Source organism: Vibrio sp. 14G-20 (assembly GCF_026241515.1).
Lineage (GTDB): Bacteria > Pseudomonadota > Gammaproteobacteria > Enterobacterales > Vibrionaceae > Vibrio.
The window spans coordinates 59,308-84,205 of record NZ_JAPHPW010000013.1 but is presented as its reverse complement, the minus strand read 5'-3'; the positions used below and the strand labels follow the sequence as shown (position 1 = coordinate 84,205).

Annotated in this window: 1 protein-coding gene; it reads right to left on the bottom strand. The window is 45.6% G+C overall.

Annotation, left to right across the window (positions count from 1 at the left end):
• Window positions 1-125 precede the first annotated feature (125 nt).
• Window positions 126-24,797: a retention module-containing protein gene (locus OQJ75_RS13450; RefSeq protein WP_265973821.1), complete on the bottom strand. Its 24,672-nt coding sequence runs from the start codon at window positions 24,795-24,797 to the stop codon at window positions 126-128.
• Window positions 24,798-24,898: the final 101 nt, after the last annotated feature.

Below are 24,898 nucleotides of genomic sequence, written 5' to 3'. Positions count from 1 at the left end.
TTTATACAGTGACCAAAAAATAGGCCAGCATTGCTGGCCTATTTCGTGATGGTTTGATAGTTCGCTTCTAATCACTATCGTGCCCTTAACTATCGGACACGTAACTAGCGCTCACCTATTTAACTTTAACCGTGAGTGATTACATTCTGCTGTACTAACGCATCCAGAATGTCTGACGGCATGGTGCTGCTTAGCGTCAACTGAGGTGCAAGATCTTCAACCACAATCACCTGTTCCGTGGTACCTAAACCATCAGACTTGATCGTAAGCTCAATGTCATTCCCTTCCACTTTCGCGTCTATCTGTTGTAACAACGCGGTCATGTCTGGAGATGTGTTTTTAAGCTCTGGCAACACTTCTCTCAAGTCAATACTATCCCCTTCCGACAAGTCAAAGTCGGTAATCGTATCTTCAACACCATCTTCGATATTAAGCCATACGAACGAATCCATACCATCACCACCGGTTAGAATATCTGAACCGCCGCCGCCAATCAGGGTATCATTACCGTCACCACCAACAAGCGTATCATCACCCGCGCCACCTTCTAGACGGTCATTTCCAGAGCCTGCAGTTAGGTCAGTCGCATTCGCGCCAGCCAATAGCTGAATATCGTCAGTTTCCGAAGCCAGATTAATATCGACCGCGTCAGACACAATATTCAGGTCAAGGTCAATCGAAGCCGATGTCGCTGTATCGTTGTTGTCAGTCTCTTCAGAAACCGCCTCAACTTTCAGTGTGTAGTTACCTGGAGTTTGAGAAAGCCCAACCGCTTGCAAGCTTTCAATTGCATCCGCCGTTGCTACCCAAACACCACCGCCAAGATCCGTAACAGAGCCGGCTGTACTGGTGATTTGAGCGCCAGCAGGTACATCACTGATATGCAGCGTTAGCTCTTCTGTAATGTCCGTTAAGGCCGCGATAATTCCAACTAAAGGAATACCACTCGCGCTGACTGACTGACTCGCAGTAATGTTTCTCACGTAGTTAGATGCAGGATCAATCGATAACGTTGGCGCGTTAGCCACTGGTGTCACCTGTATCGTAAACTCTTCTGGTGGTGTTTCGATGATAATGCCAGATGGATTGCCACTATCTTGAGCTACCACTTGTAACTGAATACTGTTCGATGGGATATATTGCGTATTCACAAACACGCCAATAGGGTTGGTTGGTGTATTAATGATTGCATTGATATCCGCTGGTTTACCTTCCAGTATGATTGAGCTTGTGTCCTGCCCGCTGACAGTAACAGTGGTAATTCCAGGAAGCGTTACCGATAAGGTACCAAAGTCGACACTTAAGGTGACGGTCATGAAATCGTCAGCATGAACGCCAACATAGTCAGGGTCTGCGACGGTAATACCACTAATCAACTGGTCGACATCTTCATCGATAGCCGAAGTGACATTGTCACCATTAATGATTGGCGAATCATTAACCCCTGTCACTGTTAAGCTCAAATCGCCGGTGTCTGTTAGGAAGTCATCAACTCCATTGGTTTGCCCATCGTCTTGAACGGTGTATGTAAAGCTGATATCTCCACTGGTCGCATCGTATTCATCGTTGGCATCAAAAACCCAATATGGGCCAGTAATCAACGGGTCATCTACACCACCACTGTTTTCAAAGTAGTCCAACTGCCCTTGACCCGAAGTGAGGCTGACATCGGTTATTGTCAGGTTATCGCCTTCAGGATCGCTTGATGCGGCAATCAAATCTTCAGCTTTAATTACGATTTGATCATCTTCAGCAATCGTGCCTAAATCGATGTCCGTTGCCATTGGATCATCATTGACTTCAGTAACTTTAATCTCAAAGGTGGTTTGATTGTTCAATGGGCCTGATGAACCGTTGTTTCCACCATCATCAACGGTAGCAGTTACCGTCGCCACACCTCCTTGATTCAAGTAATTTTCATCCGCACCCAACTCAAACCTGACACTCCCGGCATCCAAAGCTGTATTTATATTGGCCAAAGTTCCAGAGAGAACAATGGCGCTGCCACTGGTTGGCGTAGAGGTAACACCCGTTGAAGATGTGTAGGTCAACGTACCTTGGTCGACCGATAATGTTAGTGTGTAAATCGCGTTCGGATCATCATAAACGGCGTCTGGGTCCTCTATCTTAAAGCCCGATATATCACTCAATGCAATAGAGGTGTCTTCCGGCGTCTCTAAGTTTTCAATATTGACAAAGGTTGGTTGGTCATTGATCGGATCAACCACCAAGTCGACACTGAAAATGGTTTCCGCCCCTAAATACTCAGTGTTATCCGCATCTGTATCTACTGAGCGAACAGAAATAGACAACGGTGTATCAATACCAAGCGCATTACCTGTGTCTGAATTGTGCTCACCGGAGTTAAACACGATCTTATCGAGTGCTGTTGCATCTACGTCTAACGTCCATGTATCAGATACTGAATCGTAAATACCTAGTGTTGTTCCATCCGGATGCCAAATTGACGCGTCTTGTGGAACATTGCTGACCACAACACGGATGGTTTCTGGCGAATTTTCAGTATAAGTCCCACTCCCCGATGCCGAAAATGCGTTATCCAGAATAGTAGTGTTGATTTCAATATCAATATTTTCGCCTTCTAAACCGACTACCGAATCAGTCGGGTCCGTATCAATATCGTCTCCTACCGGAAGTACATGCACTTGGAAACTTGGCAGAGTACCTGCGTTAGTTGGTACACCGAGCAAAGATTCTTGCGTAAACACCTCAACACCAAACTCAAAAGTACCGCTGAAATCTTTCGGAGGCAGTACCGATATTTCGCTCAAATCGAATGAATTCGAGACACTTGAAGGCAATTGAACACTCCACACGCCTCCACCATTATTCTTAACCGTGAAGTCTGAGGAGTTATCTACCCTGAATTGGAAGCCATCAGGGACATCAGTGAACTTGATAGAGACAAACTCTTCCGACCCATCTAAATCTGTCAAAGCTATCGACACTGGACTTGAGCCAGCAAGTGAAATCTCTTGATCTTCACTACCTGTTATTTCAATGACATCAGCGTTCGTTCCCGGGCCAGTGATCGAAATATCATCTACCACAGGGACTACGTCAAAGCTAACCGACGTTGAGAAAAACTCGGGAGTTGCATCTTCCGTCGTTGTTGAGCCATCTTCGTTGAACGTCGCAGTATCTAAGATATTCCCACTCACAGTAACGCTAACGGTACTGACATCAACACCATTTACATCATCGTAAGTCGGGAAGTTTTCTTTCGGTCTAAACAACACACCAGATAAGGCTCCATTCTCAATTTCCGTTTCAGTGAAAGATATTGATGTGCCCAAAGCCGTTCCAGTATCGCTGTAAAATTCACCATTACTTGTGTCAGTTAAGGTTAGAGTAATATCGGTGAAGCGCTCATCACCGCCTTCAACACCATTAACTTGGTCTGCAACCGAACCCGAGAAATCAAGCACAATATAGGTGTCTTCATAACCCACAGCTTCAGCACCCGGCTGGCCATCGATATCAACTGGGTTCAACGAGTCACCTAAAGAACCCGAGATATCGACAGAAATACTTGGCGCTACGTCGGTTACTGCGGAGACTTTAATAATGGCGCTGGTATCAAGTACATTTTCATCACCAGAGATGAGGTCTTTGGTAATCACCGTAAATGGCAATTCAAAGTCACCAGAGTAGTCAGCGGGTAAATTCAGCACCAAATCAGAAAAGTCTGGCGTTGCACCTTGTATCAAAGTGGACTGATATACATATTCGCCGTTAACAAAATCAATCTCACCACTACCACCTATGCTGATGTTAAGCGTTTGGGTAGGGTCTGCTGGGTCAAGAAACACGGTATCATCAATAACGATGGTAATTTGGTCGTTAAATGCATCACCACCACTGAAACTAATGATACTTTCAAGAGCATCGCCGAGCATAAGCTGAATATCTTCGATAGCGTCTATTACTTGATCTGGTGTCGCTGTTATATCCGCCGCGATTTCCCCACCACCTGTTATCTCTTCAGGGAAGGTCAAAATCACGTCGCCTTGACGAATAACAACGTCCGATTCTTGGTCGCCGACCTCATCCCCTAAGTCTTCAACTTCCGTATAGGCAGTCATTTTGATACTGCTGGTATTACTCGATATACCATCATTATATGGGGAAGTTAGATCTAAGCCTTCTGGTGCGCTAATCGTAAACGCATTTTCGTCTGTGACCACCCAACGACCATCACCCTCATACACAGCACCAGTCACGAGCAATTGACTCAACACCTCTTCTGGTAACGCGCCATCAGACGTAGTAGTCAATTGAACCACAACCTCGTTAACGACTTCATTAATAGCAAACTCAGGAGAGACATCTTCTTCTTTGTAACGGATAACGTACTCACCATCCAAGATTTCAACACCGCCACCATCTACGGCTTGGTTATCGCTATTGGTCGTAAATTTGATAACACCTGCGGCATCAGAGGTAATTGTTGCCAATTCGCCACTACCGTCTTCATTGGAGAAAACGATAAAGTTATCGTCAACTCCATCTCCATCTGGATCTTCAGGTTCCACAACAGGCACAACTTGTACTGTGATGGTGCCTGTAATTGCTGGATTAGCAACTACTCGGCCGCCCTCACCAACAATAGCGTCATCGGTGTACTCGAAATCTCTCTCCTCCATCTCAACGACGGTTGTCAGCGTAAAGTCGACACTTGAGTTTTCTGGTGGTGTCATTTGGATAAAGTTGTTCGCCAAAGCAATCTGAGTAAATTGCTCAGGTGTTTGTGAGGAGTCTTTCTGTGTGATTACTAGAGTGCCGGGCGTACTAGAATCGACCGTCACATCACCATTGACCACCGCGACTACATCCGCAGGGATGCCATTAATGGTAATGGAAGTGAAATGCTCATCATCGTCAATATAGTCAGTACCCTCTGGGTGCCAATCAATATTGATGGCCGTATCTTCATTCCCTGTGGTTGTATTAGCATAGGTCGCGGAGGTGTCAATTCTAGGTTCAACTAATACTCGAACTTCTTGGTCGAACGTTAAGGTATGGCCATCGTTCTCGGTCACTATCACTTGACCTTGAATGTGGATATTCTCTGTCGATGAGTCGACAGGTCTGATGCGAATACCTGACGTTTTACCCGCCTCTGTAATGTTCGCTTCGTAGATAGGTTTAGATAAATCAGGGCTACCGCCCGGTCCCGTTTCATAACCAACAAAGTTAAGGTCGATCACCGTACCATCGCCGTCTTCGAGAATCACGCCATCTGGAATACCTGAGAGGATAACGGTTATGGATTCTGAACCGTCGTCAGGTAATGGTGTTTGGTCTACAGCTGCCGGATCAGGTCTTCGCTCTCCAGACAACACCGTGAAATCTAGAACAGCGTAGCTGTCTCCGCTCTGACTCTCTTGGATTGTGGTTTGTACCCCACTCACACCGCCATCTGTAAACTCTTCCCAATCGGTACCATTAGTTCCACCAAATGGCACATCAGCAACACCAATGACTTCAACGTTGACTGTTTTAGGACCAAATGTGATTTCATCAACTACTTCACCCGTTGAAAGATCTGCCTTGTCTTTGACAACACCTAACACATCAAAGCTAAAGTCTTCATTACTGTGGTCTTTGGGTATCACTTCTACATTGGCAAGTTCAGAGTAAAGAATCTCTTGATAGTCGACACCCTCAATGGTCACGGTTGATACAAGGGTATCGGTCCCGAGTAAATAAAGCCCTGCTCCCTGAGTAATATTGTTGATGCGTACGTATAAGGTTTCCGACGTATCCATATCTTCAGAAGGCGTCATCGTAATCACTTCATCAAGAGTAAACGCGACTCTATTGTTAGGATCCCCAACAGTATCTGGATCGAGAATATTGTCTTCATTGATGGTTTTACGATTCACGCTTAAGGAGCCTAAGTCGGCGTCTGGAAGTACATCAATAACTAATGTTCGTTCTTCAGAAGTGGCAACCTGTTTACTGTTAGCACCGCTATTATCGCCATCTAGGAATGGATTACGGGTTTCTTCCGTCAAAGCCACTACTTTAAAGCTGATGGTGCCTGAGAAGTTATCAATCGGGTCGACGACCGTACTATTGATATCTGCCGCATCAATAACATATGGGCCTCCAACAGGCCCTATCGGATTACCTGAACTATCCAATAGAGTAAACTTCCCAACACCCTCATCAACAGTAAGTTTATATGTGAGTGTTTCAGGGCGAGAAGTATCTTGAGAATCAGCCTCGAGGTTAAGAGTGATGGTATTTCCATCTTCCGTTACCGGACTCTCTGCACCCATGCTGTCTGTATCTGGAAGATAAGTGTAAGTGCTATTCGCATCATCCCAAGTCGCAATGTCGGCAACCGCTTCAATTTCAATTCTAAAGTTTGAGTTTACGGTGTGGTCTAGCGAACCATTATTATCAATCTCGAGTTCGTAGTTGATTCGCACACCATTGTCATTCGAACCGTAGTTTCGGTCTGGTACAAAATAAAGATTGTCGATGGTAGCTATAACATCTTTTGGGTCAGTTAAATCATCGGGGTCAGGCATGAAACTCTGAACGATATTTGCGCCATCTAGTACATAGTTACCATCTACATCTGTCGACAATTTCACATATTCAGCACCATCAAAGTAATAGAAAGTACCTCTATGATTAGTATTATCGAAGATCTTCAGCTGGCCGATCGCCTCTGTATTATCTTGGTCGTACAAGTTTACTTGCAATGCGACCTGGGCAGGTGCATCAGGTAGACCGTCTTGATTATCAAAAGTGTTTTCTAGGTCTGTTGGTTCACTACCCGCTGCATAATCAATTGATGCATCACGACCAATATCCTCTGTTGTCGTCACTTTCAGCGACACAGCCGTTGAGTCCTGGTCAACGACAGTAATATTCAGTGGCGTTTCAGAGGTATCTAAGTCTGCATCGGTTGCAATTACGTTGATCGAGAAGTTGATCTCATCGCCGTCATGATCTAGATAACCATTGGCTCTAAATTCTATTTCGCCATTTGAGTTGATACGTAAAGTACCCAGCTGTCTTTCCTGAGTACCACCATTGCCATCATCGGTCTGCTCATAAACACGGATAGTTCGACGTCCACTTTGAACATTCAAGCCATCGCTAAAGCCAGTATTGTTCCCTCTTTGAAAAACAATATCAGCCCCGTTACTTGAGATACCTTCAATTCGACTCAGTACCGCGCCATCTGCCCCCTCATCCGTCGCGTTAGCAAACATATCGACTTTAGAACCATTGTAATTCTGACCTTCAAGACGAGTAATCGACTGAGTTGTCACTAACGGAACATCATCCGTCACTGTGATTGTCAGATCAATCGTATTTGATTGGTCTTGGTCAAAGTCTTCAGCCACAACTGAGAAACCAAGTTCGATGGTGTTTTCACCGTCAGCAAGAGGGTGTGTGAGCGGTTTAAACAGTTCAAACTGATAGCTGTTGTCCGCAGTATCAAACACAACTTCAAACACAGCTTCGTTACTTGTTTCAGTTTGTGCTGTGTAGGTAAATGTCGTACCACTATCAACAACAGGAAGCCACTCTAGCGCTTCACCATTAGACATAAGCCCAGTTAGCACTGCATCAGGGTTAATCAGCTCATACAACACAACACCATCCGCACCTTCATCGATGGTAAACAAACCATTAATGACCATATCTTCCGTTTGGTCAGAACCTATTCCCGCTAAATCGTCTTCATCAACAACCGTTTCACCGGTCGGATCGGTCATGGTTGGGCCGTCATCTAGGACTTCTATCGGCAATACATATTGATTCGAATCATCACCATCACCGTCAACGGCAACAACATCAAATGGTATTGTTAATGTATCGAGGTTACTCGGTGTCGTCGCGTGATTGAGAGGACCAAGCAAGGTAAAGGTGTAAGCACCATCATCAGTCAACACTAATGTGAAAATTGGTGTTCCACTTGGGTCGGTTGCACCTTGGTAGGTGGTAGTATTAGCAGCGCCGGTAATTTCTGTGATCTTAATACCTTCACTACCCGACGATAGCGTTGCTTCCAGCGTTGAGATATTACGCAGCTCGTAAACCTCAACTTGGTCTGCACCTTCGGTCGTCACAAAAGTTCCCGAGGCTTGCGTTGGTGTACCAATCTCCTCTTCATCCACAATAAAAGTACTGCCAGCCTCTATCTCAGTAATTTCAGGCACGTCATCGGTAATGGTGACACTGAGTGGTGTCATTGCTGAGTCGGTTTCATCAGTGTCTACCGCGTAAACAGGCAAGGTAAATATTTGGTCATTATTACCTTGAACGTCCGCATGGTCGATTTCTTGAAGGAGCGTAAAGGTGTACTCCCCTAATACCGACGAAGAGAAATCAATGTTAAAGATCTCAACCTCCGGATCGAGACCGTCTTTGGTGAAACCAACATAACTACCAGAGTCGGCTGGATCTTCTTTCAATTGAATTACTAATCCGTTGGACTTTAGAACTCCACCGACATTAAATTCATTGGTCGCAATACGGAAGTAGCTAACGTCGTCACTACCCTCAGTAAAGGTTATCTGCTCTGTTTGGCTCACAGGTAAACTTGGTGAAGAACCATCGACTAAGTTAACTTCACTCAAACTGACTAGCGGAATAACATTAATAATCGGTGGCGCACCATCAACAATGGTCAAGGTGACTGTCGAGTCCTCTATATCTGTGTCTTGGTCTTCAGATGTAACGATAATGGTTTTAACAATATCGCCATTTTCATGGTCTAGATTTCTGTTTGGCTCAAAGCGGATATCACCATTCAACTTAATCAACAGTGTCCCTTCTGGGTAAACAAATGCTTGCTCATTCGTATCGTTTTGATCGAGAAGAACCTCGGCACCACCATCATAGGTAAATTTAGTAACTATTGAACCATCGGCACTTGGACCCGTTATTGTTTCCAACACATTGCTGCTCACCGTGCCCGAGGTTGGCTCAGTGACCAGTAAGTCTCCCGATTGCATCACTTGAACATCATCACCAATAACCACTTCAAGTTGCTTAGAAGCGGACACATCACCATCGGTGTCTTCGGCATAAACCGATAAATCGAAGGTAATGTCATTGTTGCCATCGCCAGGCGCATGGTCTAAGCGCTCTAGCAACACAAAGGTATAAATACTTGGATTTGAACTATCAAACGTTAAGGTGAAAATAGGCACCTCAACGCCCGGTGAAACCGTCGTGAACGCCAAGTAGTCACCAGAGTTTGCTGGATCTTCCCTTAAATCAACGACTAGGCCATTCGACTTGATTAATCCACCAGTGTTGAACAGAGACGTGTCGACAACAATTTTTGCAATATCGTCACTGCTAGCGAATGATGTGATTGTATTGGTTTCGCTAATCAGCATCGAGTCAGGAGAAGAGCCGTCTGATAAGTTACTTTCTGATAAAGTGACGCCGGGCACTACATTCAGCTCAGGCCCTTCACCATCAATAATGGTCAGTCGAACACTCGACATGAAGATATCGTTATCGAAATCCGATGAAGTGAAGACGATATTTTTAACGATATTCCCGTTAGAGTGGTCGAGATTTCTATTTGGCTCGAACCTAACATCACCATCTAAAGTGACGAACAAAGAGCCTTCATTGAAGGTAAACTCTTGCTCACCCGTTACAGTCTGATCGAGCGAAATGGCTAATCCACCATCGTAAATAAACTCGGTGATGGTCGCTCCGTCCGCACTTGGCAATGGCATGACATCAACCGTTGCTGTTGTCGGCGTGCCAGAGCTTGGTTCTGTGATGGTCAGAATCCCATCCTGCATTTGCTGAATGTCATCTTCAATGGTCACAACGACATCTCGTCTTGTCGATTCAGAATCGTCCGTATCGACAGCGTAAACTGGCAAGCGGAAATTCAGATCGTTGTAATTGAGGCCATTAAGGTGATCGAGTGCTTCCAGCAAGGTAATGGTAAACTGTCCCTTGTTAACGCTATCAAAACTAACCGTGAAGACATCGGTTTTTGCACCGGAACCGCTTGTGGTGAATCCGACATAGCTACCCGAGTCCGCAGGCTCCTCCTTCAATTCAACGACTAAACCGTTTGATTTCAGTAATCCGCCAAAATTAAATTCATCCGTAGCGATTCGGAAATGGCTAAGGTCATCACTCCCTTGTGTGTAGGTGATAGTATGAGTTGAGCTAACTGGCCCTGCCGTCGGCATTGAACCATCGGATAAGTTCACTTCAGATAAGTAAACATCAGGGACAATATTGATAACAGGATCAACACCATCCGTGATAGTAAGCGTCACCGTTGCGGTTTCAATATCGTTGTCGAAATCGCTTGTTGTCACGGTAATGGTTCGAACAATACCGCCATTCGAGTGGTCAAGGTCTCTATCTGGTTCGAAACGGACCGAACCATCCAACTTAACGAACAACAGTCCATCTGCAACTGAGAACTCTTGCTCTGTTAAATCAGTTTGATCAAGCGTAAACGGCCCATCAGCCCCGTATATAAACTGGGTAACAGTCGCACCATCTGCACTCTCTGCAGGCATAACATCGACAATACCTGTAGTTGGCGGGCCACCTGCTCCGGAAGTCGTAACGGGTTCAACAATACTTAAAATGCGATCTTGCGTTTGTTGTAAGTCGTCGGTAATGGTGACGCTCAAAGAAGACGAAGCTGAATCGGTGTTGTCGGCATCAACCGCTATCACAGGGATATCAAAATCTAAGAGATTAGACAGGTTACCATCAGCGTGATCTAAAGCTTCTAAAAGCGTAAATGTATACTGACCAACATTGTTGTCTGAAAACTCAAGTGTGAACACGTTCGTTTCAACATTTGAAGCTCCGGTAACAAAACCAACATAGTTCCCTGAATCAGTCGGTTGCTCTTTAATTTCAACTGTGAGCCCGTTCGATTTCAATGTTCCTAACGAGTTGAAGTTCGTGGTATCGACTCTAAAGTGCGTCACATCATCACTGCCTTCTGTAAAGGTAATGACTTTTGTTTCACTGACAGCTGCACCTGTAAAGGCAGAACCATCAGCTAAGTTTGCTTCATTCAGAGCAACATCAGGAATGAGGTCAATCACTGGTTCGTCGCCATCTTCTATCCTCAGCGACACAGAGGTGCTGACAATATCCCCATCTCCATCGATTGAATTAACCGAGATAGTTCTGAGGATATCGCCACCAGAATGGTCGAGGTCTGACACCGGTTCAAATCGCATGTTGCCGTCGATGGTGAGGTATAACGTACCCTCGTCATAAATAAACGACTGTTCGCCTGCGATGTTTTGATTAAGTGTTTGTAAAGCCCCGCCATCATAGCTGAAGCTCGTCAGTGTTCCTCCATCCGCACTACTATCGGGCATTAGATCAATAATATTGGAGGTTTCAACACCTGTTGATGGTTCCTTAACCGTCATAGAGCCCGTGACTAATGATTGAACATCATCGGTAATAGTGACTGACAGCGGTGACATGAGAGAGTCATCACCGTCGGTATCAACGGCGTATACTGGCAAGTTGAATGTTAGATTATTATTGCCTTGGATTGGTGTGTGGTCGATTGCTTCTAGCAGCGTAAAGGTGTACTCACCCAAAGTCGTACTGCTGAAGTCGAGAGTAAATACGGTAGTTTCGACATTCGAAATATCGGTCGTGAAACCAATATAATTACCAGAGCCTGTTGGCTCTTCTCGTATTTCAATGATCAAGCCATCCGACTTAAGTGAGTCGTCTGTATTGAACTGAGTTGGCTCTAATCGGAACTTTTCAACATCATCACTTTGATTCGTGAAAGTGATGGTTTCAGTTTGACTGACGGCACTACCACTTGGCGATGAGCCGTCAATTAAGTCCGCTTCTTCAAGCAAGACGCTTGGCACGGCATCGATGGTTGGGATATCACCATCAGTAATAGTTAGCGTAACGGTTGAAGTCACCGGATCATTATCGAAGTCACTTGAAGTTACTACTATCGACTTCACGATGTCTTCACTAACTAAGTGGTCTAGATCGCGGTTCGGCTCAAAGCGCACTTCACCTTCAAGGGTGATAAACAGTTCGCCCTCTGTGAAGCTGAACTGCTGTTCGCCTGAAATACTTTGATCCAATGTGTTTGCGACACCGTCATAAGTGAACTGAGTAATCGTCGCACCATCAGCACTCTGATTTGGCATCACATCGATTGTGTTAGTCGTTACAGTGCCAGCAGCCAGATTTGGCTCGGTAATATCTAACGTACCGTCTTGCATGATTTGGACATCATCACCGATGGTCACATTTAGTTGAGACACCAATGAATCGTCGCCGTCTGTATCAACTGCATAAACCGGAAGATCAAAACTCAGATCGTTGTTATCTAAACCATCCGCATGGTCTAACGCTTCAAGCAGAGTAAAGGTGTATTCCCCTAGTATGGTCGTAGAGAAACTAATGGTGAATACAGGAATTTCAGCGCCTGAACCATCAGTAATAAAGCCGATGTAAGTACCCGGATTAGCCGAATCTTCTTCTATCTCGACCGAAAAGCCATTCGATTTCAGTGCTCCACCGACATTGAACTCTGTTGGCTCAATTCGGAAACTCACTACGTCATCACTTTGGTTGGTGAACGAGATGGTCTCGGTCTGACTAACGGCACTGCCACTCGGCGTTGAACCATCGGCAAGTTGCGTTTCTGAGAGCGACACGCTCGGCACGGATTCGATCGTTGGAATATCGCCATCAGTGATGGTCAAAACAACCGTTGCCGTCTCAACATCGAGATCACCGTCGCTGGATGTCACCACAATCGACTTCACGATTGGGCCAGATTCATGGTCAAGGTTACGGTTTGGCTCAAAGCGTACGTCACCTTCAAGAGTGATGAACAACTCACCTTCCGTGAAGCTAAATTGCTGCCCACCATTGTCGGTTTGATCTAGAGTACGAACTTGACCGTCATAAGTAAACTGAGTGATGGTCGCACCATCAGCACTTTGTTCCGGCATTACATCAAACGTGGTTGTGGCCACCACCCCTGCCGCAAGATCGGCAACCGTCGGCTCTTCGATGGTCAAGATTCCGTTACTCATGCCTTGAACATCATCTTCGATGATCACCGTTAATGGCGACATCACTGAGTCATCACCGTCGCTGTCTACTGCATAAACCGGCAGGTCAAAGCTCAAACTGTTCTTCACCAGACCATCGTCATGATCGAGTGCTTCCAGTAGCGTGAAGGTATATTGGCCTAAATTAGAGTCAGAGAAACTCACCGTAAAGATATTGGTTTCAACATCCGAAGCGTCTTTAACAAAGCCGATGTAATCGCCAGCGCTGTTAGGGTCTTCTTTCAACTGAACGACCAAGTTATTGGATGTTAACGTGCCAAGTGTATTGAACTGCGTTGGCTCGATACGGAAAAACTCAACATCGTCACTCTCATGAGTAAACTGAATAATTTTGGTGTCGCTGACTGCAGAGTTCGATGGATCAGAGCCATCTGCGAGATTCGATTCCGCCAGTGAGATGGGTGGAATCACATCGATGGTCGGAACATCACCATCGGTAATGGTCAAAGTGACTGTTGAGGTAAGAACGTCGTCATCACCATCACTAGACGTCACTACGATTGATTTAACGATGTCTTCGTTCAGCGTGTGGTCAAGATTACGATTGGGCTCAAAGCGCACTTCACCTTCAAGCGTAATGAATAGCTCACCTTCTGTGAAACTAAATTGCTGCTCACCATTGTCAGTTTGATCCAAAATTCGAAGCTGACCGTCATAAGTGAATTGCGTCACGCTCGCGCCATCAGCGCTTGGCGAGGTCAAGACATCGAAGACCGATGTCGCCGGAGTTCCTGCAGCCAAGTCAGCCACAGTAGGCTCTTCAATCGTCAGATCACCGCTTACCATAACTTGAACATCGTCGGTAATGGTGACTGACAGCGGTGACATGAGAGAGTCATCACCGTCGGTATCAACGGCGTATACTGGCAAGTTGAATGTTAGATTATTATTGCCTTGGATTGGTGTGTGGTCGATTGCTTCTAGCAGCGTAAAGGTGTACTCACCCAAAGTCGTACTGCTGAAGTCGAGAGTAAATACGGTAGTTTCGACATTCGAAATATCGGTCGTGAAACCAATATAATTACCAGAGCCTGTTGGCTCTTCTCGTATTTCAATGATCAAGCCATCCGACTTAAGTGAGTCGTCTGTATTGAACTGAGTTGGCTCTAATCGGAACTTTTCAACATCATCACTTTGATTCGTGAAAGTGATGGTTTCAGTTTGACTGACGGCACTACCACTTGGCGATGAGCCGTCAATTAAGTCCGCTTCTTCAAGCAAGACGCTTGGCACGGCATCGATGGTTGGGATATCACCATCAGTAATAGTTAGCGTAACGGTTGAAGTCACCGGATCATTATCGAAGTCACTTGAAGTTACTACTATCGACTTCACGATGTCTTCACTAACTAAGTGGTCTAGATCGCGGTTCGGCTCAAAGCGCACTTCACCTTCAAGGGTGATAAACAGTTCGCCCTCTGTGAAGCTGAATTGCTGTTCGCCTGAAATGCTTTGATCCAGTGTGTTTACGACACCGTCATAAGTAAACTGAGTGATGGTCGCGCCATCGGCACTTTGGTTTGGCATCACATCAATGGTGTTGGTTGTGATCGTGCCGTCAGCAAGATTTGGCTCGGTGATATCTAACGTACCGTCTTGCATGATTTGAACATCATCACCGATGGTCACATTCAGTTGAGACACCAATGAATCGTCGCCGTCTGTGTCAACCGCATAAACAGGCAGGTCGAAGCTCAAATCGTTATTATCTAAACCATCCACATGGTCTAACGCTTCAATTAGAGTAAAGGTGTACTCGCCTAACGTACTCGTAGAGAAGCTAATGGTGAATACCGGAACTTCAGCGTTCGAGCCATTAGTAATAAAACCGATGTAAGTCCCCGGATTAGCAGAGTCTTCTTTTATCTCAACTGCAAAGCCATTCGATTTAAGCGCACCGCCGACATTGAACTCTGTGGGTTCAATACGGAAACTCGCTACATCATCACTTTGGTTCGTGAAAGTAATCGTTTCGGTCTGACTGACTGCACTTCCGCTTGGTGCAGAACCATCAGCTAAATGAGTTTCCGAAAGCGTCACGCTTGGCACGGCATCAATGGTTGGGATGTCACCGTCAGTAATGGTCAGCGTCACTGTGGAAGTCAGTACATCATTATCTAAATCGCTTGAGGTCACTACAATTGACTTGACGATGTCTTCGCTAAGCGTGTGGTTTAGATTACGATTGGGTTCGAAGCGAACTTCACCTTCAAGAGTGATGAATAACTCCCCTTCTGTGAAGCTAAATTGTTGCTCACCTGTGTCCGTTTGATCCAGTGTTCGAACTTGACCGTCATACGTAAACTGAGTGATCGTCGCACCATCGGCACTCTGATTTGGCATCACATCGATGGTGTTGGTTGTAATTGTGCCATCTGCAAGGTTTGGCTCAGTGATATCTAACGTACCACCTTGCATGATTTGAACATCATCACCAATGGTCACGTTAAGTTGAGACACCGACGAGTCATCGCCATCGCTATCGACCGCATAAACCGGTAAGTCGAAACTCAAATTATTATTTGCGAGGCCATCTATATGGTCTAGTGCTTCAAGTAAGGTGAAGGTGTATTGGCCTAAATTGGTATCTGAAAAGCTAATCGTGAATACGTTGGTTTCAACATTCGAACCATCCGTAACAAAACCGATGTAACCACCCGGCGTGGTTGGATCGACTTTCAGTTCGACCGCAAAACCATTTGATGTCAAAGCACCACCAACATTGAACTCGGTTGGTTCAATTCGGAAGCTTGTCACATCATCACTTTGAGTGGTGTAAGTAATGGTTTGGGTTGAGCTAACTGCACTCCCACTTGGTGCAGAGCCATCACTCAGATTCGTTTCCGACAAGTTCACAGTTGGAACATTATCAATGGTTGGGATATCACCATCGGTAATGGTCAGCGTGACGGTTGAGGTCAATACATCGTTATCGGAATCGCTAGACGTCACCACAATCGACTTCACGATATCTTCGCTCAGCGTGTGGTCTAGATTACGATTAGGCTCAAAGCGCACCTCACCTTGAAGCGTAATGAACAGTTCACCTTCCGTGAAGCTAAACTGTTGTTCGCCATTGTCATTTTGGTCAAGCGTTCGAAGTTGACCGTCATAAGTGAACTGAGTGATCGTCGCGCCATCGGCACTTTGATTTGGCATCACATCGACAGTACCCGTTGTCACTGTGCCATCAGCAAGATTCGGCTCAACGATATCTAACGTGCCATCTTGCATGATTTGAACATCATCGCCGATAGTGACGTTTAACGGAGACATAAGTGAATCATCGCCGTCGCTATCTACCGCGTAAACGGGTAAATCAAAACTGAGGTTGTTGCCACCACGGGCATCTTGGTGATCCAAGGCTTCGATGAGTGTAAATGTGTACTCACCCAATGAACCAGAATTAAAGCTCAACGTGAATACTTGAGTTTCTACGTTCGTCGCGCTGGTCGTAAAACCAATGTAGTCACCCGACCCTGCAGGGTCTTCACGTAGCTCAACGGCTAAACCGTTCGATTTAAGATCGTCGTTAGTATTGAACTCCGTTGGCTCAATACGGAAACGAACCACATCATCACTTTGGTTGGTGAACGTGATAGTTTGAGTGGAGCTTACCGCGCTGCCACTCGGAGCAGAACCATCGCTCAGATTCGTTTCAGAAAGCGTAACACTTGGAATAACGTCAATCGTCGGGTTATCACCATCCGTAATCGTCAGCGTTACGGTAGAAGTCAGAGAGTCATTATCGAAGTCACTTGAAGTGACCACAATCGACTTCACGATGTCTTCACTCACCGAGTGGTCTAAGTTTCGATTGGGCTCAAAGCGTACTTCACCTTCAAGAGTGATGTACAACTCACCTTCGGTGAAGCTGAATTGCTGTTCGCCTGAAATGCTTTGATCCAGTGTGTTTACGACACCGTCATAAGTAAACTGAGTGATGGTCGCGCCATCGGCACTTTGGTTTGGCATCACATCAATGGTGTTGGTTGTGATCGTGCCGTCAGCAAGGTTTGGCTCAACAATATCTAACGTACCGTCTTGCATGATTTGGACATCATCACCGATGGTCACGTTAAGTTGAGACACCAATGAATCATCGCCGTCTGTATCAACCGCATAAACCGGCAGGTCGAAGCTCAGGTCGTTGTTGTCTAAACCGTCCACATGGTCTAACGCTTCAAGCAGAGTAAAGGTGTATTCACCCAACGTACTCGTAGAAAAGGCAATCTTGAATACAGGAACTTCAGAGCCCGAACCATCGGTAATAAAACCGATATAAGTGCCCGGATTAGCCGAGTCTTCTTTTATCTCAACTGCAAAGCCATTCGATTTCAGTGCACCGCCCACATTGAACTCGGTGGGTTCAATACGGAAGTTTGCTACATCATCACTTTGGTTCGTGAAAGTAATCGTTTCGTTCTGACTGACTGCACTTCCGCTTGGTGCAGAACCATCTGTAAGATTCGTTTCCGAAAGCGTAACGCTTGGCACGGCATCAATTGTTGGGATACCTCCATCAGTAATGGTCAGCGTCACTGTGGAAGTCAATACGTCATTGTCTGAATCGCTTGAGGTCACCACTATCGACTTCACGATATCTTCGCTAAGCGTATTGTCTAGATTACGGTTTGGCTCGAAGCGAACTTCACCTTCAAGCGTGATGAACAACTCACCTTCTGTGAAGCTAAACTGCTGCTCGCCAGAGTCATTCTGATCAAGTGCTCGTAGTTGACCGTCATACGTGAACTGAGTGATCGTCGCACCATCGGCACTCTGATTTGGCATCACATCGATGGTATTGGTTGTGATTGTGCCATCTGCAAGATTTGGCTCAGTGATATCTAACGTACCACCTTGCATGATTTGAACATCGTCACCAATGGTTACGTTAAGTTGAGACACCAACGAGTCATCGCCATCGCTATCGACCGCGTAAACCGGTAAGTCGAAACTCAAATTATTATTTGCGAGGCCATCTACATGGTCTAACGCTTCAAGTAAGGTGAAGGTGTATTGGCCTAAATTGGTATCTGAGAAACTAATCGTGAATACGTTGGTTTCAACGTTCGAACCATCCGTAACAAAACCGATGTAACCGCCCGGTGTGGTTGGATCGGCTTTCAACTCGACTGCTAATCCGTTTGATGTCAAAGCACCACTAACATTAAACTCCGTTGGTTCAATGCGGAAGCTGGACACATCATCACTTTGAGTGGTGTAAGTAATGGTTTGAGTTGAGCTAACCGCACTCCCACTTGGCGCAGAGCCATCACTCAGATTGGTTTCCGACAAGTTCACTGTTGGTACATTATCAATGGTTGGGGTATCACCATCGGTAATGGTCAGCGTGACAGTTGAGGTCAATACATCGTTATCAGAATCGCTAGACGTCACCACGATTGATTTCACGATGTCTTCGTTCAGCGTGTGATCAAGATTACGATTAGGCTCAAAGCGCACTTCACCTTGAAGCGTGATGAACAACTCACCTTCTGTGAAGCTAAACTGTTGCTCACCATTGTCATTCTGATCAAGTGTTCGTAGTTGACCGTCATAAGTGAACTGAGTGATCGTCGCACCATCGGCACTTTGATTTGGCATCACATCAACAGTACCCGTTGTCACTGTGCCATCTGCAAGATTTGGTTCAACGATATCTAATGTGCCATCTTGCATGATTTGAACATCATCACCGATGGTCACACTTAACGGTGACATCAGTGAGTCATCGCCGTCACTGTCTACCGCATAAACAGGTAGGTCAAAACTTAGGTCGTTGTTGCCACGGGCATCTTGGTGATCCAAGGCTTCGATGAGTGTGAAGGTGTACTCACCCAATGACCCACCATTAAAGCTTAACGTGAATACTTGAGTTTCTACGTTCGTCGCACTGGTCGTAAAACCAATATAATTACCCGAACCTTGTGGGTCTTCACGTAACTCAACGGCTAAACCGTTTGATTTAAGATCGTCGTTAGTATTGAACTCCGTTGGCTCAATACGGAAACGAACCACATCATCACTTTGGTTGGTGAACGTGATGGTTTCCGTTTGGCTAACCGCACTACCACTTGGCAATGAGCCATCAGCGAGATCCGCTTCTTTCAGCGATACACTCGGCACCGCATCAATAGTCGGATTGTCACCATCAGTTATCGTCAGCGTTACGGTTGAAGTCACCGGATCGTTATCAAAATCGCTTGAAGTCACGACAATCGACTTCACGATATCTTCACTAACTGAGTGGTCTAGATCGCGATTTGGCTCAAAGCGCACTTCACCTTCAAGGGTGATATATAGCTCGCCTTCGGTGAAGCTAAACTGCTGTTCTCCTGTGTCATTCTGATCAAGTATTCGTAACTGACCATCATAAGTAAACTGAGTGATCGTCGCGCCATCGGCACTTTGGTTTGGCATCACATCAATGGTGTTGGTTGTGATTGTTCCATCAGCCAGATTTGGCTCAACAATATCTAACGTACCGTCTTGCATGATTTGGACATCATCACCGATGGTCACATTAAGTTGAGACACCAATGAATCATCGCCGTCGGTATCAACCGCATAAACAGGCAAATCAAAGTTCAGATCGTTATTATCTAAACCATCCACATGGTCTAGCGCTTCGAGTAAGGTAAAGGTGTATTCACCTAATGTGGTTGTCGAGAAACTAATGGTGAACACTGGAACTTCAGCGTTCGAGCCATCAGTAATAAAGCCGATATAAGTACCCGGATTAGCAGAGTCTTCTTTTATCTCAACTGCAAAGCCATTCGATTTCAGTGCGCCACCTACATTGAACTCCGTTGGCTCAATACGGAAACTCGCCACATCATCACTTTGGTTCGTGAAGGTAATCGTTTCGGTCTGACTGACGGCACTGGAGCTTGGTGCAGAACCGTCACTAAGGTTAGCTTCAGACAGAGTCACACTTGGCACGGCATCAATGGTTGGAATATCACCATCGGTAATCGTCAGCGTCACTGTAGAAGTCAGTACATCATTGTCTGAATCGCTTGAGGTCACCACAATCGATTTCACGATGTCTTCGCTAGTCGTGTGGTCTAGATTGCGATTTGGCTCGAATCGCACTTCACCTTGAAGAGTGATGAACAACTCACCTTCTGTGAAGCTGAATTGCTGCTCACCATTGTCAGTTTGATCCAGTGTTCGAACTTGACCATCATAAGTAAACTGAATGATCGTCGCACCATCGGCACTCTGATTTGGCATCACATCGATGGTATTGGTTGTGATTGTGCCATCTGCAAGATTTGGCTCAGTGATATCTAACGTACCACCTTGCATGATTTGAACATCATCACCGATGGTTACATTTAACTGAGAAACCAAAGAATCATCGCCATCGCTATCGACCGCGTAGACCGGCAAGTCGAAACTCAAATTATTATTTGCGAGGCCATCTACATGGTCTAACGCTTCAAGTAAGGTGAAGGTGTATTGGCCTAAGTTGGTATCTGAAAAGCTAATCGTGAATACGTTGGTTTCAACATTCGAACCATCAGTAACATAACCGATGTAGCCGCCCGGCGTGGTTGGATCGGCTTTCAGTTCGACTGCCAGGCCGTTTGATGTCAAAGCACCACCGACGTTGAACTCAGTCGGTTCAATACGGAAACTTGTTACATCATCACTTTGATTGGTAAAGGTAATGGTTTGAGTTGAACTAACCACGCTGCCACTTGGCGCAGAGCCGTCACTCAAATTCGTTTCTGACAAGTTCACAATTGGGACATTATCAATGGTCGGGATATCACCATCGGTAATGGTCAACGTAACCGTTGAGGTCAGCACATCGTTATCCGAATCGCTAGATGTCACCACAATCGATTTCACGATGTCTTCGTTCAGCGTGTGGTCTAGATTACGATTGGGCTCGAAGCGCACATCACCTTGAAGAGTGATGAACAGTTCACCTTCCGTGAAGCTAAACTGCTGCTCACCATTGTCATTTTGGTCAAGCGTTCGAAGTTGGCCATCATAAGTGAACTGAGTGACCGTCGCGCCATCAGCGCTTTGATTTGGCATCGCATCGAAAATAGCAGTCGTCGGTGGTGTGACGGCGGTTAAATCGGCGACTGTCGGCTCAGTAATATTGAGCGTACCGTCTTGCATGATTTGAACATCATCACCGATAGTCACATTGAGCGGAGACATCAGAGAATCATCATCATCGCTATCTACCGCGTAAACAGGTAAATCAAAGCTGAGGTCGTTATTACCTCGAGCATCTTGGTGGTCCAACGCTTCAAGCAAAGTGAAGGTATATTCACCTAAAGTGGTGCTAGAGAAACTCAGCGTAAATACCGTGGTTTCGACATTCGTCGCACTGGTAGTAAAACCAATGTAATCACCCGACCCCGCCGGATCTTCACGTAACTCAACGGCTAAACCGTTCGATTTAAGATCGTCGTTAGTATTGAACTCCGTTGGCTCAATACGGAAACGAACCACATCATCACTTTGATTGGTAAACGTGATGGTTTGAGTCGAGCTTACCGCGCTGCCACTCGAAGCTGAGCCATCGCTTAGATTAGTTTCGGAAAGAATAACGCTTGGAATAACGTCAATCGTAGGGTTATCACCATCCGTGATCGTCAATGTTACGGTTGAAGTCACCGGATCATTATCAAAATCACTTGAAGTCACCACAATCGACTTCACGATATCTTCACTTGCCGTGTGGTCTAAATTACGATTTGGCTCAAATCGCACTTCACCTTCAAGGGTGATAAACAGTTCGCCTTCCGTGAAGCTGAATTGCTGTTCGCCAGTGTCATTTTGATCAAGTGTTCGTAGCTGACCGTCATAGGTAAACTGAGTGATCGTCGCGCCATCCGCACTCTGATTTGGCATTACATCAATGGTATTGGTTGTGATTGTTCCATCAGCCAGATTTGGCTCAGTGATATCTAACGTGCCGTCTTGCATGATTTGAACATCATCACCGATGGTCACGTTAAGTTGAGACACCAATGAATCGTCGCCATCCGTATCAACCGCATAAACAGGCAAATCGAAGCTCAGATCGTTGTTATCTAAACCATCCGCATGGTCTAACGCTTCAAGTAGAGTAAAGGTGTATTCGCCCAACGTACTTGTAGAGAAGGCAATCGTGAATACAGGAACTTCAGTATTCGAACCATCAGTAATAAAGCCGATATAAGTGCCCGGATTAGCCGAATCTTCTTTTATCTCGACCGAAAATCCATTCGATTTGAGTACACCACCCACATTGAACTCGGTTGGTTCAATACGGAAACTCGCTACATCATCACTGCCTGCAGTAAAGGTAATCGTTTCAGTTGCGCTCACTGTACTTCCGCTTGGCGCAGAACCATCGGCAAGATCTGTTTCAAATAAAGTGACAGGTGGAATCAGATCTATAGTTGGGTTCTGACCATCGGTAATACTCAGTTCAAGTGTTGAGGTATCAGTATCTCCATCACCATCTTCAGCTAAAAATGAGAACTGTTTTACTATAGTTTCACTGCTTGAGTGGTCGATATCACGAGCGACTTCAAAACTGAAATCACCGTTTAATGAGATAGTGACGACACCCTCAGTAAAACTGAAAGTCTGGGTAGCATCGGGGAGCAAGCTTTGATCTAGTGGATAGTCAACACCGTCGTAGTTAAACGATTGAATTGTCGAACCATCTGCGCCTTCGAAACTGAACAGGTTATACGAAACGATAGTATCGCCCGCTAAAGTTGGTTCAGTGACTGATTCAACCTTATCAACGAGCTCAACAACATCATCTGTGACATTAACGAGAATCTCAGCGGCTTCTGGTGTACTCGAACCGCCAGATAGTGCAGAACGGTCTCCATCCGCATCAACGGCATAAATAGGCAAAGCAAAGGTCAACAACGCGTCTTCAGCACCTTGGTGAGAAAGCTCTTCGTACAGAGTGAATTCATAGTTCCCCAATGACGGGCTATCAACTTTAACGTCAAAGACCGTAATTCGAGAACCATTGACTTCAACATAGCCTTCGTAAGTTCTTACACCGTTAGTTTCATCAATCAGCTCAAGCAATACGGCTTCGCCATTAGACGTTAAAGAACCACCAGTATTAAACTCCGTCGGCTCAAGCTCATAATGGTCAATGATATCACTATCAAAAACATCTGCAGTAATACTTCCGCTACCCGCTATGGGTGCGGTTCCCTCTTGAGAACCACCAACAATACCAGCTTCATCAACATCGATACTGTCGACATTGGTCACAACCGGGCTATCGCCATCAGCAATCTCAATGTTAATGGTATTAGTTACAACATCTTGGTCAAAGTCCGTAACCGTGATCGGCAGCGAAAAAGAGAGTGAGTCAGTGCCGATCTGTTCGATCGGATTAAACTGCTCAAATTTATAGGTGCCATCGGTATCAAGTGAGATAGTGAGAACCACCTCACCACGACCTTGGATAGCCAGAGTGATAGTCGTTCCATCATCAGAAAGTCTGGCAAGCGTGTTCTGATTATCACTGAGTACGCCATTAAACTGTTCTAATGCACTTGCATCAAAGACTGCTGATTGAAGGTTATCACTCCCAATATTGGAGAACGTGCCTTCGATTGCTGAACTGCTCGTTTCAACGTTACTGATATTCACACTTTCAGCAGACGGATCGACCCCATCAACCACGGCAACTTGCACATTGATTGGTGTTGCTAATGGGTTTCCTGCGCTGTCTTCACCTTGAATATCGAAGGCGATATCAATTTGGTCGCCAGTGTAGGAAACCTGGCCACCGCCAACAGACGGTACGTGATCAATCGGCTGAGAAATCGTTGTGATTAAAGAAAGCTCAATGTTATTGCCAACACTGACGGCTTCAATGTCGATACGTAATACTTCGTCAGAACCTTGCACACCAACGATAGAATTGGTCACCGCGTCATACGTGAAGGTGACGGGCTGACCGCTTGAGGTAATGTCGCTATTAAGTTCACTAAGTAGTGACGCGAGGGATAACGTTTCTGGGGTAAAAGAATCAGGTGCGAGCGCTAAACTGCCGGCAATTATCGTCTCTGTAGATGTAATAGACTGGGGATAGGTATTATCAGAAATGGAACCTTCAGTGAGCACTCCACTGATTGATTGACCGCCAGATGAGCGGGTTATCGATCGGAACTCTTCGCGAGGTTCTTCTGTAACTTCGTCGTCTAGCCCTGTGGTTTCAAAAAAAGTTGTCGGTTGAGTTTGCGTATAGTTGTAATCGATGGTCACGAAGCCAGCATTTGCAGAACCCAGCCCGCCACCAGCCGCCGTTGCCTCTAATATTTGAGTTGGGTCGGCACCACCTAAAATTGCGTCTTGGATAGCAGCAAGGTCATCGTCGGTAAAGGTTCCGGCGTCCGCTTGCTCTGAATCGAAATTAACCTCACCGGCAATTGGTACCTCTGCCCACGCAACATTATTATCAACACAACCGACACAATTCTCGCCAACTGGAATAGCAGCGTTTTGAACACCTAATAGAACTTCCGATCCGTTCGAAGTAATAACGATCTCATTTGCACGGATAGTATCGCCAACTGAAACCTTTCTTGCACTGCCGTCAGGCTTAACTACGACAACATCACCACTCACAGCTTCAACTACTGCAGCCTGGCGCGAAACTTCAATATCCATACATCCCCCGTTGTCACAAAGCACTGTTCTTCAGAGCTGTGAAAATTATTTGTAATAGCAATTTCAGGTTTTAATCAAACTCATACTTAGCTCTTTTCAAT